14 protein-coding genes and 1 tRNA gene are annotated in these 15,386 nt (G+C 65.0%); 10 read left to right on the top strand and 5 right to left on the bottom strand.

The genetic code is table 11. The annotated features are described in order from the left end of the window. Positions 1 to 70: 70 nt before the first annotated feature. Genes XH93_RS00625 through XH93_RS00615 form a run of 3 tightly spaced genes read right to left on the bottom strand, consistent with a single transcriptional unit; the run spans position 71 to position 2,731 of the window. Entirely contained in the window at positions 71 to 868 is a 798-nt protein-coding gene (locus tag XH93_RS00625; protein ID WP_194471995.1) for an acyl-CoA thioesterase domain-containing protein, read from the bottom strand. Positions 869 to 902: 34 nt separating this feature from the next. Continuing rightward, entirely contained in the window at positions 903 to 2,090 is a 1,188-nt protein-coding gene (queG, locus tag XH93_RS00620; protein ID WP_194471994.1) for a tRNA epoxyqueuosine(34) reductase QueG, read from the bottom strand. Beyond that, complete coding sequence (locus XH93_RS00615; protein WP_139856959.1) at positions 2,039 to 2,731, bottom strand: glutathione S-transferase family protein; 693 nt, start codon at positions 2,729 to 2,731, stop codon at positions 2,039 to 2,041. The genes queG and XH93_RS00615 overlap by 52 nt, the downstream gene beginning before the upstream one ends. A 287-nt stretch (positions 2,732 to 3,018) precedes the next feature. On the opposite strand from XH93_RS00615, the gene XH93_RS00610 reads away from it, so the two are divergent. After that, positions 3,019 to 3,825 (top strand): undecaprenyl-diphosphate phosphatase, encoded by an 807-nt coding sequence (locus XH93_RS00610; RefSeq protein WP_139479421.1) that lies wholly within the window; start codon positions 3,019 to 3,021, stop codon positions 3,823 to 3,825. A 248-nt stretch (positions 3,826 to 4,073) separates the two neighbouring features. Here the strand turns inward: XH93_RS00610 and XH93_RS00605 are convergent, their stop codons facing one another. Further along, positions 4,074 to 5,042, bottom strand: a complete 969-nt coding sequence (locus XH93_RS00605) for a complex I NDUFA9 subunit family protein (RefSeq protein ID WP_194471993.1) — start codon at positions 5,040 to 5,042, stop codon at positions 4,074 to 4,076. Positions 5,043 to 5,189: 147 nt separating this feature from the next. Here XH93_RS00605 and XH93_RS00600 point away from each other — a divergent pair. Continuing rightward, positions 5,190 to 5,276, top strand: a tRNA-Leu gene (locus tag XH93_RS00600). A gap of 300 nt (positions 5,277 to 5,576) precedes the next feature. After that, complete coding sequence (locus XH93_RS00595) at positions 5,577 to 6,977, top strand: NAD(P)/FAD-dependent oxidoreductase (protein WP_194471992.1); 1,401 nt, start codon at positions 5,577 to 5,579, stop codon at positions 6,975 to 6,977. A gap of 34 nt (positions 6,978 to 7,011) precedes the next feature. Here the strand turns inward: XH93_RS00595 and XH93_RS00590 are convergent, their stop codons facing one another. Continuing rightward, positions 7,012 to 8,277, bottom strand: a complete 1,266-nt coding sequence (locus XH93_RS00590) for an MFS transporter (RefSeq protein ID WP_194471991.1) — start codon at positions 8,275 to 8,277, stop codon at positions 7,012 to 7,014. A 299-nt stretch (positions 8,278 to 8,576) separates the two neighbouring features. On the opposite strand from XH93_RS00590, the gene XH93_RS00585 reads away from it, so the two are divergent. The 7 genes from XH93_RS00585 (at position 8,577) to hpf (ending at position 15,326) form a co-directional block, all read left to right on the top strand. After that, entirely contained in the window at positions 8,577 to 9,191 is a 615-nt protein-coding gene (locus tag XH93_RS00585; protein ID WP_194471990.1) for a ribonuclease D, read from the top strand. A 183-nt stretch (positions 9,192 to 9,374) separates the two neighbouring features. Further along, entirely contained in the window at positions 9,375 to 10,106 is a 732-nt protein-coding gene (lptC, locus tag XH93_RS00580; RefSeq protein ID WP_194471989.1) for an LPS export ABC transporter periplasmic protein LptC, read from the top strand. Positions 10,107 to 10,114: 8 nt separating this feature from the next. After that, the gene (locus XH93_RS00575) at positions 10,115 to 10,816 is read left to right on the top strand and encodes an LptA/OstA family protein (RefSeq protein WP_246799455.1); all 702 of its coding nucleotides are present in this window, start codon (positions 10,115 to 10,117) and stop codon (positions 10,814 to 10,816) included. 30 nt (positions 10,817 to 10,846) lie between these two features. Then, positions 10,847 to 11,560, top strand: coding sequence for an LptA/OstA family protein (locus tag XH93_RS00570; protein WP_246799454.1), 714 nt, complete (start codon positions 10,847 to 10,849; stop codon positions 11,558 to 11,560). A gap of 248 nt (positions 11,561 to 11,808) precedes the next feature. Continuing rightward, positions 11,809 to 12,795 (top strand): LPS export ABC transporter ATP-binding protein, encoded by a 987-nt coding sequence (gene lptB / locus XH93_RS00565; RefSeq protein ID WP_139479413.1) that lies wholly within the window; start codon positions 11,809 to 11,811, stop codon positions 12,793 to 12,795. A gap of 91 nt (positions 12,796 to 12,886) precedes the next feature. Next, complete coding sequence (gene rpoN / locus XH93_RS00560) at positions 12,887 to 14,539, top strand: RNA polymerase factor sigma-54 (RefSeq protein WP_139479412.1); 1,653 nt, start codon at positions 12,887 to 12,889, stop codon at positions 14,537 to 14,539. Between the two features lie 187 nt (positions 14,540 to 14,726). After that, positions 14,727 to 15,326: a ribosome hibernation-promoting factor, HPF/YfiA family gene (hpf, locus tag XH93_RS00555; RefSeq protein ID WP_139479411.1), complete on the top strand. Its 600-nt coding sequence runs from the start codon at positions 14,727 to 14,729 to the stop codon at positions 15,324 to 15,326. The last annotated feature ends 60 nt before the right edge of the window (positions 15,327 to 15,386 follow it).

Genomic DNA, 15,386 nt, shown 5'->3' with positions numbered 1-15,386 from the left:
AGCAATCCATCGGTCCGCATACGCGGAAGCATGGATTGCTTCGCTTCGCTCGCAATGACGGCGGGAGAACTTACGGCGGCGGCGGATTGGTCATCGGCCGGCGCTGCGCCAGCGCGGCGACCGTCGAGGTGCCGATCGGGCCCTGCTCGTCGTAGAGCCAGCACTCGCCGATCGCGACGCCATCGCTCGCGTGGTGGTTCACCACCTCGAAGCCGATCCACCGCGTCACCGGCAGGCGGTGCAGATAGATCGTGACGTCGCTGTTGATGTAGCCGAGCCCCTGGTCGCCGGCATTGGCGAACGGGCTGGCGAAGTCGGCGCCGGTGGCGACATGGACGAACGGCGTCATCGGCACGCCCTCGACCAGCTCGCGCACCTCGCTCATCCAGAGCCGGCGCGCGCCGAGCGAGCCCATGTGGCCGATGATCGGCCGCGTCTCCCATTTGCCGTTCATGCCGAGCCGGGGATCGGCCGGCTTCGGAATGTCCGATGGTGCCGGCACCTCCCAGTTCGGTGGCGACCAGACATTGCCCGGTGCATTTTCCGTCCGGCGCAACAACTGGCAGGAGGCGCGTGCCATGCTGGTGCCGCCGGAAAAGAATTCGGCCTCGATCAGCTTGATGCGCAGGCCGTCGCGCACCAGCTTCGTCGTCACCTCGATCGGCGTCGTGATGTTGGGCAGCCGGAACATGTCGACCGTCAGCCGTGCGGGCACGAAATCGTCGGAGCCGTGGCGCTCCTCGATGACGAAGGCGAGCAGGCCGATCACGACGCGGCCGTGCAGGGATTCCGGACTCCACGGTCCGTTGGCAACCGGTGTCGGCATGAAGCCATTGCCGTGCCTTAAGAAGAAGGGCTGGTTTGTCATGGTCGGTGACCATGAGGGGAACGGCGCGCTGAAATCAAGAGGCGGCGGCGCGCCACTCCTGCTGCACCGTCACATCGGGCTCGCCGCCGGCCCGCGCTGCCAGCGCGGTAAACTCGTCGCGCGGCATCAGTTGCGACAATGCCCACACCGCGGCGCCTCGCACCAACGGGCTTGCGTCGTCGAGCAACCGCCGCGCTTCACCGGCGAGAGCAGCATCACCGGAGTTGCCGATCGCGATCAGCACATTGCGGATAAAACGGTCGCGGCCGATGCGCTTCACCGGGGATTTCGTGAACAGTGCGCGGAAGGCGGCATCATCGAGCCGCGCGAGATCGGCCAGCCCGGGCGCGCGCAACGCATCGCGCGCGGCGAGCTTCTGCTCGCGTCCCTCTTGCGCGAATTTATTCCACGGGCAGACGGCGAGGCAATCGTCGCAGCCATAGATGCGGTTGCCGATCGCCTTGCGGAATTCGTGCGGGATCGGGCCTTTGTTCTCGATCGTCAGATACGAGATGCAGCGCCGCGCATCGAGCCGGTAGGGCGCCGGAAACGCCGCGGTCGGGCAGATGTCCTGGCAGGCGCGGCAGCTGCCGCAATAGTCGGCCTCGCCTTCATCGCGCGGCAGTTCCGTCGCGGAATAGATCGCGCCGAGAAACAGCCACGAGCCGAATTCGCGCGATACTAGGTTCGTGTGCTTCCCCTGCCAGCCGACGCCCGCGCTCTGCGCCAGCGGCTTCTCCATCACCGCGGCGGTGTCGACGAACACCTTGACGTCGTCGCCGCTGATGGCGGCGAGCCAGCGCGCCAGAACCTTCAGCCGCTTCTTGACCACGTCGTGGTAGTCGTCGCCCTGCGCATAGACCGAGATCGCACCGCGGTCGCGGCGCGCGAGAATATTCAGCGGATCATCATCAGGTCCGTAATTGACGCCGAGCATGACGATCGAGCGCACGCCGCCCCACAGCGCGCGCGGATCGGTGCGGCGTTCGGGGCTAGACGCGAGCCAGTCCATGTCGCCATGGCCGCCGCTGCCGAGGAATTCGAGAAAATGCTTGCCGGCCTCCGCGATCGCATCCGGACCGGTGACGCCGATCGCATCGAAGCCGAGGGCGCGCGCCTCGCGGATCAGCGCGGCCTTGAGATCTGAGGGAGAGAGCCGGACCGCCTGGTTCAGAAGTCGAGGTCCACATAGGTGCGCGACGCCGGCACCCCCGCCAGCCATTCGCTGAGCAGCGGGCGGAACGACGGGCGGGATTTCACCCGCGCGTACCACGACTTTGCCGCGTCGTCCTCGCTCCATGGCACGTCGCCCAAATAGTCGATCGCCGAAAGATGCGCTGCGGCGGCGAGATCCGCGTAGGTCAGGCGGTCGCCGGCCAGATAGTTCCGCGTCTTCGCCAGCCAGCCGATATAGGTCAGATGATAGCGCACATTGACCTTGGCTGCGCGCATGACGTCGGGCGCCGGCGGCCCGCCGCCATTGTCCTCGCTCATGAAGCGCTTGTAGATCCGCTCGGTCACCAGCGGGTTGGAGGCTTCCTCGAAGAACTTTTCGTTGAACCAGGCCATCAGCCGGCGCACTTCGACGCGCTCGGCCATCGAGGTCGGCAGCAGCCGACGTTCGCCGGCATCGAGCCCGTGCGCTTCGTCGACATATTCCGCGATGATCGCGGCCTGCGGAATCGGCGGAAAGCCCTCCGCGATCAGCACCGGCGTGGTGGCCGCCGGATTGAGCGCCAAAAACGCCTCGCGCCGCTCCCAGACCCGCTCCTCCACAAGGCGAAGATCGAGGCCGTACTCGCCGAGCACGAGGCGGATGAATCGCGAATGCGGACAGAACGGATGATGATACAGCGTATACATGAAGCCCTTGGTAGTTTCGCGCGCTTAAGAAACCATCAACCTGTGTGCAGCTTGAACCTGTGACTCGGCCAGTGACTTAGCCTGTCACTTGGCCGGCGTGCCCGATCATCTCTATGTCGCGTCATCGCGCGAACCGGTAGCCTCCCGCATGCAGGATGCGGGTCACAAAAACGCTATAGCCCAGCAAATCGATCAGGCAACCACTTGTTTGCCGTTTTTTTGCGATTGCAGCAAATGGCTGGATAGTCCAGAAGGACCGCGGTTTTCCACAAGGGGCAGGCCAGATCATGATGACGGATATGCTGCGAGCGGTGATCCTCGGCATTGTCGAGGGCGTCACCGAGTTCCTGCCGGTGTCTTCGACGGGCCACCTGCTGCTTGCGGAACGCTTCTTCAATCTCGGCGAAGGCGATTTCTGGAAAAGCTTTGCGATCCTGATTCAGCTCGGCGCGATCCTCGCGATCCTTGCGCTCTATTTCGTCAAATTGTGGCGCGTGGCGCTCGGCATGTTCACCAACCCGGACGACCGCCGCTTCGTGATCGGCGTGCTGGTGGCCTTCCTGCCCGCCGTCGTGATTGGCCTGATCGCCGGCAAATACATCAAGGAATTCTTGTTCAATCCGTGGGTGGTGTGCTTCACGCTGATCGTCGGCGGCGCCGTTCTGCTGTGGGTCGATCAGCTCGACCTCAAGGTCTATGAGGACGACGCGACGCGATTTCCGCTGCTGATGTATTTCTGGATCGGCGTCGCGCAGTGCGTCGCGATGATCCCCGGCGTGTCGCGCTCCGGCGCCAGCATCGTGGCGGCGATGCTGCTCGGCGCCGACAAGCGCTCGGCAGCGGAGTTCTCGTTCTTCCTCGCGATCCCGACCATGGTCGGCGCGTTCGCCTATGATTTCTACAAGAACCGCGGCGACTTCACGACCGACAATCTCAGCGTCATCGCGGTCGGGTTCGTGGTGTCGTTCATCACCGCGATGATCGTGGTGCGGGCATTCCTCAACTTCGTCACCCGCCGCGGCTTTACGTTCTTCGCCTGGTGGCGCGTGATCGTCGGTACGCTCGGCCTGATCGCGCTGGCGATGGGACGGTAAGCGCCACGGACGCCGCTTCACCTCGCCCCGCCTGCGGGGAGAGGTCGAAACTCAAGCGCAGCTTGAGTTTCGGGTGAGGGGGACTCACCGCGAACTCACGTGCATCCAATTTGCGGAGTCGGCCCCTCACCCCATAGCCGATGCTTCGCATCGGCGTTCTTATGAAGGGAGGACGGCGGCCGTAGGCCGCCTACGCCTCTCTCCGCAAGAGCGGGGCGAGGGAGCACACCGCCGACGCGGCGAGCACGCTACGCGCTCTTCTTCTGGAACTGGCCCGAGGCGCGGTAGCGCCAGAGATATTGCGGGGCTACCGCTTCCATCGAATCGGGCGTGATGCCGAGCCCGGCATAGGTGAGGCCGGCCGCGGTCGCGGCCTCCGACACCACATTGTCGGCGCGCAGCATCTCGACCTGGTCCGGCGTCAGCTTGAACGCGCCGGGCGCGAATTGCAGGACGTACGACTGGAACTTGGCGAGGCCGAATGGCAGCGGCACCAGCATGCGGTCGCGCTGGGTGATCTGCTGGATGATCTCCATCACCTCGCGCATGGTCAGCACTTCCGGTCCGCCGAGTTCATAGGTGGCGCCCGCCTTGGCCTTGCCGTCCACGGCATCGGCCACCACCCGCGCGACGTCGGCGACATAGGTGGGCTGCAGCCTGTTGACCCCGCCGCCGACCAGCGGCAGCACCGGCGAGAACCGCGCCAACGCCGCAAAGCGGTTGGTGAACTGGTCCTCGGGCCCGAACAGCAGCGACGGCCGGATGATGGTGGCCGAGGGCAGGGCCGCATGCACGGCCGCCTCGCCGCCGGCCTTGGCGCGGTAGTAGCCAGAGGTCGAATCCTTGTCGGCGCCGATCGCCGAAACATGGACCATTCGGGCGCCCGCGGCCGCCGCCGCCTTGGCGACCGCCTCGGCGCCCTTCACCTGCACCGCCTCAAAGGTCTGCCCGCCGCCCTCGGCCAGGATGCCGACCAGATTGATGGCGACCTGCGAACCACGCATCGCCGCCTCGACCGAAGCCGGGTAGCGCACATTGGCCTGGACGGCATGGATCTGCCCGACCCGGCCGAGCGGCTGCAGATGGCCGGCCAGCTCCGGCCGCCGCACCGCGACGCGGACGCGGTAATCCCGCTTGCACAGCGCCCGGACCACATTCCGCCCCAGAAAACCCGATCCGCCGAAGACCGTGACTGTGGTGTCCAGGTTCGATGCCATGGGGGTAAATTCCTGCCGGATTCGAGAGTTATTAACGGGAGTTAGCCGTTTGGCGATACGCCATCGGTCTCATCCTGTACAGCGTATTTGATTTTCCAATCGCGAATTTGACAAGCGCGTCACCGATCCTTACAGAGCGCCCCACGTGCCCAGGTGGCGGAATTGGTAGACGCGCTGGCTTCAGGTGCCAGTGGCTTCACGGCCGTGAAGGTTCGAGTCCTTTCCTGGGCACCACTCCCTTTTCAAGCGATTGAAATCGCTGACGATCCGTAGGGCGGGTGAGGCGAAGCCGTAACCCGCCGCGGGTTGGGCGAGCCACCGAGCTTGGCAGGGACGCGGCACGCTTCGGCCGATCACCACCTGCCGTCGCCAGTGACGCCTGTGAGCTGTGAACCTCCGGTTCCCCGCACCGACCTATGTCTTGAGCAATTCCGGTCCGCCCGAAGAGTAATGCGCAGCCGGAACGAAGACGGAGCCGGCCACGACGATTTCACCCTTCCGCGTTCGCCAAGCTTGAACAACCAGGAGGAAGCGATGAGCAGGGTCCTCATTTGCGGTGGCGGCGTGATCGGGTTGTGTGCAGCGGCCATGCTTGGTCGCGACGGCCACGACGTCACGGTCCTGGAGGCCGACCACGCAGATCGACCTACCACCCCTGTGGAGGGATGGGGCTCCTGGGAACGCCCCGGAGTTGCCCAATTCAGGCAACCCCACAATCTCAGTTCGCGATTCCGGATGATCAGCGATCAGGAGCTGCCGGGATTGACCGATGTCCTGCTCGGGGCCGGCTGCGTCTGGGTAGACTTTCTCGACAGCCTGCCTCCCACCATGACGGACCGGACGCCACGCCCGACCGACGAGGCGATACGTTTCGTCACCGGTCGCAGGCCGATCATTGAATGGGCCGTCGCGACGATGGCGCAAGCCGCGCCCAATGTAACCATCCGTCGGGGGACCAAGGTTCGTGAATTGATCGCGGGCGCGTCGGCCGTCTCCGGGGTGCCGCACGTTTCAGGCGTACGCACGACGGCCGGCGAGGAGATTCGTGGTGATCTGGTCATCGACGCGATGGGGCGGCGAAGCCAAGCCTGCGAATGGATCGTCAATGCGGGAGGCCGCGGCGCGATCGAGGAAGCGGAGGACAGCAACTTCGTCTACTTCACGCGCTATTTCTCGGGGCAGCGCCGGCCTCGCAGGATAGGACGCGCGCTCACGCCGATGGGCCTGTTCTCGATCCTGACGCTGGATGGGGACAACGACACATGGTCGGTCACCCTGTACACCTCGTCGAAAAACAAGGCGATGCGGGCCTTGCGCGATACGGCCACATTCCATCGCGTCGTCTCGGCATGCTCACGGCAGGCCCACTGGCTCGACGGGGAGCCGATCACGCCCGTCCTCCTGCTGGCGGGCGTTCTCGACCGTTATCGGCGGCTCATGGTCGATGGCCAGCCTGTCATCACGGGTTTTGCTGTGGTGGGTGATGCATGGGCATGCACCAATCCGTCCGCGGGACGCGGCTTGAGCGTCGGCCTGCTGCACGCCCAGGTGCTCCGTGACGTTGCGCGCCGGCACATCAACGATCCGCTCGCCTTCGCGCAGGAATACGATGCGGAAACCGAACGCCAGGTTGCTCCATTCTATCGAAACCAGATCGCCGCCGACCGCGCGCGGGTGGCCGAGATGAACGCTCTGGAGCAGGGGCTGCCGATGCCGGCACCGAATCCGGTGATGGCCAGGTTTTTCGCGGCTGCTGCGCAAGACGCTGACGTGCTGCGTGGCGCGATCGAGATCGCAATGTGCCTTGCACTTCCACAGGAGGTCCTTGCCAGGCCGCGCGTCGCCGCAAGGCTGGCCGAACTCGACGGCCAGAGATTGCCGCCGGACCCCAACATCATCGGTCGGGATCGGATGGCCGCGCTGCTGAACGGTTGACCGATCCGAACGCTTCCGATGGCATTTTCCGCCCTCACACCATCCGCCGGCCGCTGCGCTTCGCCACCTGCTTCTGCACAAAATACATCGCGGTCATCGAGATGATCGACGTCGTCACGACGACGTAGCCGATGCGGTCGAAATGCACGAGCGAGCCGTCGGCGGCTTCGGCGACGAGCGCGGCGGCGACCACTGAGCCGAGGCCGCCGGAGAGCTGCTGCACCGAGGCGGAGACCGCGTTGAAGGAGCCACGCTGGCTGGCGTCGGGGATCGCGGTCATCAGCGCCTGCGACGGGATCATGCGCGAGAAGATGCCGACGAACATCAGCACGTTGACCACGATCGCGGTCAGCAGCGAGACGTGACCGAGATTGGTGTAGATCAGCACCATGATGATCGACACCACGCTGCCGAACACGAAGGTCGGATATTTGCCGAAGGCGTCGCTGGCGCGCCCGACCAGCGGTCCGATCACGATGCTGAACAGGCCGGAGACCAGATAGATAGTCGGCAGATGCACGATGTCGATGCCGAGATTGTGCACGGTGAAGGCGCTGCCGAACGGCATCAACATGAAGCCGCCGGTGGCGAGCAGGGTCGTCACCATGAAGGCCAGCGTGTAGCGCGGCTCGCCGATGGTCGCGATCAGGTGGCGGAACGGATTGCTGTCGTGCTGCAGCTTGAGATGCGCGTCGACCGGCTGCATCACCAGCGCGATTGCCGCGATCACGGCGAGCGAGAGCGCGACGATGGCCACGAAGCAGACGTGCCAGTTCCAATGGTTGGCCAGAAACAGCCCGGCGGGAACGCCGAGCACCTGGCTCGCGGCGAACGCGGTTTGCACAAAGCCCATCACGCGGCCGCGCAGATGCAGCGGGAACAGGTCGGCGACGATGGCGAGCACCACCGAGCCGATTACGCCGGCGAACAGTCCGGTGACGATCCGCCCCGCCAGCAGCACATGGAAATCCTGCGCCAGCGCGCACAGCGCGGTGCCGACGGTGAAGCCGACATAGAAAAACAGCAGCAGCCGCTTGCGGTCGAAGCGATCGGCAAAGCCGGCGGCAAGGATGCCGGAGATGCCGGCGGCGAAGGCGTAGGCGGACACCGCGACGCCGAACTGCCCGGCCGTGATGTTGAGCGCCGGCATCAGGATGGCGCCGAGCGGCGACATGATGATGAAGTCGAGGATCAGCGTGAACTGCGTCAGCGCCAGCAGCGCAATGAGGAATGATTGGTAGCGCGAGAAGCCGCGTTCCTGCGGCTCCTCGATCGGCGCGGCGATGGTCTGGTCCGTCATGCGACTCATTTCGTGGTATGCGGGGTGCCGGGCTCAGATAGGGTGGACGGGAGGCGATTGCACCGCTGTCGGGGCGCAAAAATACGGGCTGTGGCCGATCGGCACCGGGTTGTGCTGATGTTCCTGCTCGCCCTGGACCGCCGTTTCGGGATATGAGCAAAACCGCGGCGAAAGCCGCGGTTCAGGCGCCCGAAGGCTGCCTATCCGCTCGCTTCCCTGACATTTGGGGGCTAGTGTCCCCCCTCGAATCGACCCAACAATCGGCCCAAGAACCGACCAAGACCCGAGGCACCTGTTACATGACTATCCGCTTGCACCATGGCGATCTGCCCGATCTGTCCCGCTATACCGAATCGGTTGCGATCGACACCGAGACCATGGGGCTCAATCCGCATCGCGACCGGCTCTGCGTGGTGCAGATGTCGAACGGCGACGGCACCGCCGATGTGATCCAGATTCCGAAGGGCCACACCCATTCGCCGAATCTGAAGGCGCTGCTCGCCAACCCTGCGATCACCAAGATCTTCCATTTCGCGCGCTTCGACGTCGCGGTGCTCTACAACACCTTCGGGGTGATGCCGCAGCCGGTCTATTGCACCAAGATCGCCTCGCGGCTGTCCCGCACCTATACCGACCGCCACGGCCTCAAGGACCTGGTACGTGAGGTCCTGAACATCGAACTGTCGAAGCAGCAGCAGTCGAGCGACTGGGGCGCGCCCGGTCTCAACGACGCCCAGCTCGCCTACGCCGCCTCCGACGTGCTGCATCTGCATGCGCTGCGCGACAGGCTCGACGTCATGCTGGCGCGCGAGGGGCGGACCGACCTGGCAAAAGCCTGTTTCGAATTCCTGCCCACCCGCGCCCGGCTCGATCTCAACGGCTGGGAGGAAGAGGACATTTTCGCCCATTCATGATGGATGGCGATTTCCGTCACCGGCGGCCGGTTCCGCCCCGTTTCGGACAAACTGTTGACGCGAGGTCGGTTTTGAAGCCCGTCTTGGGGGCGCGACGCGAGGTCCAGCTGCATATTCGGATCGCTAAAGGTACAATGGGCAGCAATTTCGCGCCCTTAGAGCTGCGGTGAAATCGGAGCTGCGGTGAGTTCGGTTCAGAATCCAGCCTATGTCGCGGGCCTCGAGGCGCGCTTTGCCGCCGCCGCGCGGCATAGCCGCATGGTGCGAATCCTGCGCGTCGCGGTGCCTGCGGCGGTGGGGCTGGCGATGGGGACGATCATCTTCATCTCGGTCTACAACCCGTTCCACGACGTGATCCCCAAGCTGCCGCTCGAGATGGACAACCTCGTGGTGTCCGGCACCAAGATCACGATGGAATCGCCGCATCTCTCCGGCTTCTCCAACGACGGCCGGCCCTATGAGATGTGGGCCAAGGCCGCGATCCAGGACGTCACCGACCCTGACCATGTCGAGCTGAAGACGATCCGCGCCAAGGTGGCGATGGAGGATCAGACCACTGTTGTCATGGATGCGCGCACCGGCTTCTTCGACAACAAGAAGCAGCTGCTCGACCTGCGCCAGGACATCTTCCTGCAATCGTCGACCGGCTATGAGGCGAAGATGACCCAGGCCTTCGTCGACATCAACAAGGGCAACGTCTCGTCGGACGAGCATGTCGACGTCAAGCTGCTCGACGGCACGCTGACCGCCGACAAGCTCAGGATCTTCAACAGCGGCGAGCTGGTGCGGTTCGAGGGCAATGTGGTGATGAATCTGGACAAGCTCGGCGACAGTCCGCCGGCCGAGCCCGCACCGCCACCGCAGCCAGCGCCGCCGCCGCAGCAGAAGGCGCGCAAATCCGCCAACCCGAAATGATTTCGATCATGCAATTTTTTCCGCGCGGCGCAGCCATTGCCGCCTTCCTGTTTGCGCTGTTCGCCGCCGGCTCTGCCTCCGCGCAGGGCAAGATGAGCGGCGTCCCCAACGCCATGCAGGGCTTCACACAGAACCGCGACCAGCCGATCCAGATCGAGGCCGCGACGCTCGAGATGCGTGACCAGAAGAAGGAGGCGACCTTCGCCGGCAATGTGAAGGTCGTGCAGGGCGACACCACGATGACCTCGAAGACGCTCGACGTGTTCTACGAGGACAGCAAATCCCAGGCGCCGGCCAAGCCGGCGAAGGGAGCGAAGGGCGCTGCTCCCATGCAGTCGGCGAAGCCCGGCCCCGGCGGCGCCTCCTCGATCAAGCGGCTCGAGGCGAAGGGCAACGTCGTCGTCACCCAGAAGGATCAGGTCGTCACCGGCGAGACCGCGATCTTCGACACCAAGAACAACCTGATCACCATGCTCGGCGGCGCTGGCGTCCAGGTGGTGCTGACCCAATGCCAGAACGTGCTGCGCGGCGACCGTCTGCTGGTCGACATGACGACCGGCGTCTCACGCGTCGAGGCCGATAACGGCAAGGTGCAGGGCCTGTTCATCCACACCGACAAGGATCAAGGGGGCGGTTGCGGAACGCCCGCTGCCCCGGGCGCAAGTCCGGCGCTTCCATCGCTCGTTCCGGTTCCGGGCAAGCCGAAGTAAAGGCGGCGTGGCATGGCCAGAGGATCGACAATGACGGCGCTCCTGTCGCGGGTCTTCGCGATGGCGGCCATCGTTGTCGCGCCGATCGTCCTCGATGAGGCCTTTGGACAGGGCGCGGGCTCAACGCCCAACGCCATGCAAGGCTTTGTGCAAAATCGCGACCAGCCAGTACGGATCGAGGCCGCCATTCTCGAAATGCGCGACAAGAAGAAGGAGGCCACCTTCTCCGGCAATGTGAAGGTGGTGCAGGGCGACACCACCATGACCTCGAAGGTGCTGGTGGTGTTCTACGAGGACAAGGCCGCGCAGCCGTCCACACTGGCCGACACCAAGGGTGCCAAGGGAGACAAGAGCGCAAAGGCCGCGCCGACCCAATCGGGCACGCCCGCTCCTCCGCCCGGCCCCGGCGGCAGCTCGTCGATCAAGCGGCTGGAGGCGAAGGGCAGTGTCGTCGTCACCCAGAAGGATCAGACCGTCACCGGCGAGACCGCGATCTTCGACGCCAAGGCCAATTTGATCACCGTGCTCGGCGGCGGCGGCGTCCAGGTGGTACTGACCCAATGCAGCAATGTGCTGCGCGGCGACCGCCTGCGGGTCGACATGACCACCGGCGTCTCCCGCGTGGACTCCGAGACCGGCACGGGCAAGGTGACGGCGACCACGGGCGGTGGGGGACAGGATTGCGGCACGCCGGCCGGCGCGGCCCCCTCGGTGCCCTTGGCGGCCTCCGGAAAGGCAAAGTAACGCTCAATAAATCAATATGTTAGACAATAACCCGCGAGCCCGAGGTTGAAGCGCGCGGGGTGAGACTGTATCTACTGCAGCGGCCCGGGCGGACCCGAGGGGATTGTGATGTTGGCCGGGCCAGGGGCATCCACTCATTTCAAGGCGCGTCGCCGCGCTTTGCGTCATTGTTCGAGCATGATCTCTTGCGCAAACGCGCTTCATGCTTGTGTCGCGGGATCACCGTAAGAGGCTGAAGCGAAGCGGGGATGGTGGATTTACTCGGCATGTTCCGGCGGCGCCCTGCGAAACGCAGTCCCGGCTTTGCGCGCTCGCACGACGACATCACCGCGCTCGGCGATTCCTTCGGCGATATGCTGACGAGCCCGGTGCGCGATGCGCCGCCGATGGCGCGTGCCGCCCCGGTCCCCGGCGTCGAGCTGCAGCGGTCCGCGCCGGCGGCCCCGGCGCCCGCGCCGGCGCGTCCCAGAGCCGCCCAGAAGGCCGCGGCCGCCCCGCAGCTGATCAAGCGGCCGGGCTACCTGGCTGTGCATAGCGTGGAAAAGAGTTTTGGCAGCCGCCAGGTGGTGCGCGGCGTCAGCATCTATGTGCGCCGGGGCGAAGCCGTCGGCCTGCTCGGGCCGAACGGCGCCGGCAAGACCACCGTGTTCTACATGATCACCGGCCTGATCAAGGCCGATCGCGGCGCCATCGAGCTCGATGGCCATGACGTCACCAAGCTGCCGATGTACCAGCGCGCCCGCCTCGGCATCGGCTATCTGCCGCAGGAAGCCTCGATCTTCCGCGGCCTGTCCGTCGAGCAGAATATTCGCGCGGTGCTCGAGGTGGTCGAACCCTCGAAGAAGAAGCGCGAGCACGAGCTCGATTCGCTGCTCGACGAGTTCAACATCACACGGCTGCGCAAGAGCCCGTCGATCGCGCTGTCCGGCGGCGAGCGCCGCCGCGTCGAGATCGCCCGCGCGCTCGCAACCCGCCCGAATTACATGCTGCTCGACGAGCCGTTCGCCGGCATCGATCCGATCGCAGTCGGCGACATCCAGGATCTGGTGCGCCACCTGACCAACCGCGGCATCGGCGTCTTGATCACCGACCACAACGTCCGCGAAACGCTCGGCCTGACCGACCGCGCCTATATCGTCTATGCCGGAGAGATCTTGACTGAGGGCAGTCCGGAAGAGATCGTTAGCGATCCGGATGTACGCCGGCTTTACCTTGGCGAGGAATTCCGCCTCTAGCCCAAATTTCTCATTCGTCAAGACGTGTACATCGTCTTCGGACTAAGATAAGCAAGAATCGAGCCAACTTTCCGGGATCGATCTTGCCTCCATGGCACTGACGCAAAGACTAGAGTTCCGCCAGTCGCAGTCGCTGGTCATGACGCCGCAGCTCATGCAGGCGATCAAGCTGCTGCAGCTGTCGAACCTCGATTTGTCGGCCTTTGTCGAGGAGGAGCTCGAGCGCAACCCGCTGCTGGAGCGGGGCGCCGACGGCCCGGAGCCGCCGGTGGCGGGCGAGCCGGCCCTGGAGCGGCCGGACTACGGCGATTCCGACGATTCCGGCAGCTACGGGGACGGTGACGGCCCGTCCGACCTTTCAGCCGGTTCCGGCGGCGAGGGCTTCGAGCCCAGCCAGGAGGAGTGGCTGAACCGCGACCTCGGCAGCCGCGCCGAGATCGAGCAGACGCTGGATACCCGCCTCGACAACGTCTTCACCGAGGAGCCCGCGGAAGCCGCCGCGCGCGCCGCCCAGGACGCGCCGCCCTCGGTCTATACCGAATGGGGCGGCGGCGCCTCCAGCGACGACGAATACAATCTGGAAGCCTTCGTGGCGGCAGAGCTCACCTTGGCCGACCACCTCGCCGAGCAGCTCGCGGTGGCGTTCTCGGCGCCGGCGCAGCGTATGATCGGGCAGTATCTGATCGACCTGGTCGATGACGCCGGCTATCTGCCGCCCGATCTCGGCCAGGCCGCCGAGCGGCTCGGCGCCTCGCAGGCGGCGGTCGACGAGGTCGTCGCGGTGCTGCAGAAGTTTGATCCGCCCGGCGTCTGTGCGCGTAACCTGAGCGAGTGCCTCGCGATCCAGCTGCGCGAGCTCGATCGCTACGATCCGGCGATGCAGGCCCTCGTCGAGCATCTCGATCTGCTCGCCAAGCGCGACATCGCCTCACTGCGCAAGCTCTGTGGTGTCGACGACGAAGACATCACCGACATGATCGCGGAGATCCGCAGGCTCGATCCGAAACCGGGCCTGAAGTTCGGCACCGCGCGGACGCAGACCATGGTGCCCGACGTCTATGTGCGGCCGGGTCCGGACGGCGGCTGGCATGTCGAGCTCAACAGCGACACTCTGCCGCGCGTCCTGGTGAACCAGACCTATTACGCTGAGCTGTCGAAGACGATCCGCAAGGACGGCGACAAGTCGTACTTCAGCGACTGCCTGCAGAATGCGACCTGGCTGGTGCGCGCACTCGACCAGCGCGCCCGCACTATTCTGAAGGTCGCAACCGAGATCGTCCGCCAGCAGGACGGCTTCTTCACGCATGGCGTGGCGCACCTGCGGCCGCTCAATCTGAAGGCAGTGGCGGACGCGATCCAGATGCATGAATCCACGGTGTCGCGCGTCACCGCCAACAAATACATGGCGACCAATCGCGGCAGTTTTGAATTGAAGTATTTTTTCACCGCGTCGATTGCGTCCGCCGACGGCGGCGAGGCGCATTCGGCGGAAGCGGTGCGTCATCACATCAAGCAGTTGATCGACGGCGAAGCGCCGTCGGCGATCCTGTCCGACGACACCATCGTGGAACGTTTGCGCGCCTCCGGCATTGACATCGCTCGCCGCACCGTCGCGAAGTACCGCGAGGCGATGCGAATACCTTCCTCGGTGCAGCGCCGCCGTGACAAACAGAGCATGCTCGGTAATGCCCTTTCGGCCCCTGCCTCCTCGTCCGACCGGTCGCGCGATACAGCCCCCGTTTAGGTTACTTTTCGAGAATGCCGGCGCCGGACCGCCGTCCGGTTCAGGCTGTCGTTGCGTTCGCCGCAAATCGGAATAGTCTCAATCTCCCCCGTTGCGACGTGATCCAGAAGAGGAGGTCACCGAGACGCCAGAAACCATCATGCTCCAGCAAGAGAGTGATCGCGGCATCCAGCAATCGAGGCATCAAATGACCCTTCGAATCTCGGGAAAGAGCATCAGCATCGGCGAGGCGCTTCGGGCGCGCGTCAGCGAGCGCACCGACGAGGTCCTGCGAAAGTATTTTGATGGCAACTATTCCGGTCACATCACGCTGAGCAAGGACGGCTTCGGCTTCCGGACCGATTGCGCGCTGCATCTGGATTCCGGCATCACGCTGGAAGCCGACTCCAACGCCACCGACGCCTATGCCAGCGCGGACGCCGCGCTGCTGATGATCGAAAAGCGGCTGCGCCGCTACAAGAGCCGGCTGAAGGACCGCTCGGCCCGCAAGGCCTACGCCGCGAGCGCCGCGCTCGCCGAGCTCAACGGCGGCGGGCTCGACGCGCCGAGCTATGTCATCGAGGCGCCCGAGAACGAGGACGAGGTCACCGAATACGCACCCGTGATCATTGCCGAGGCAACCACCGCGCTGAAGCGGCTATCGGTCAGCGAGGCAGTCATGGAGCTGGATCTGAGCGGCGCGTCCTGCCTGGTGTTCCAGCATGGCGGCAGCGGCCGGGTGAACATCATTTACCGCCGGACGGACGGCAATGTCGGCTGGGTCGACCCCCCGTCGGTGACCCCCTGAGGATATATGGCAGATGGCATTGACGCCGGAAGCAAGCCCTGCTTATGGTCCGCCGCCCCA

Origin of the sequence: Bradyrhizobium sp. CCBAU 51753, assembly GCF_015291565.1 — a bacterium.
Classification (GTDB): domain Bacteria; phylum Pseudomonadota; class Alphaproteobacteria; order Rhizobiales; family Xanthobacteraceae; genus Bradyrhizobium; species Bradyrhizobium ivorense.
Note: the sequence above shows the minus strand (reverse complement) of the source record. Positions and strands in the feature narration are given on the sequence as shown.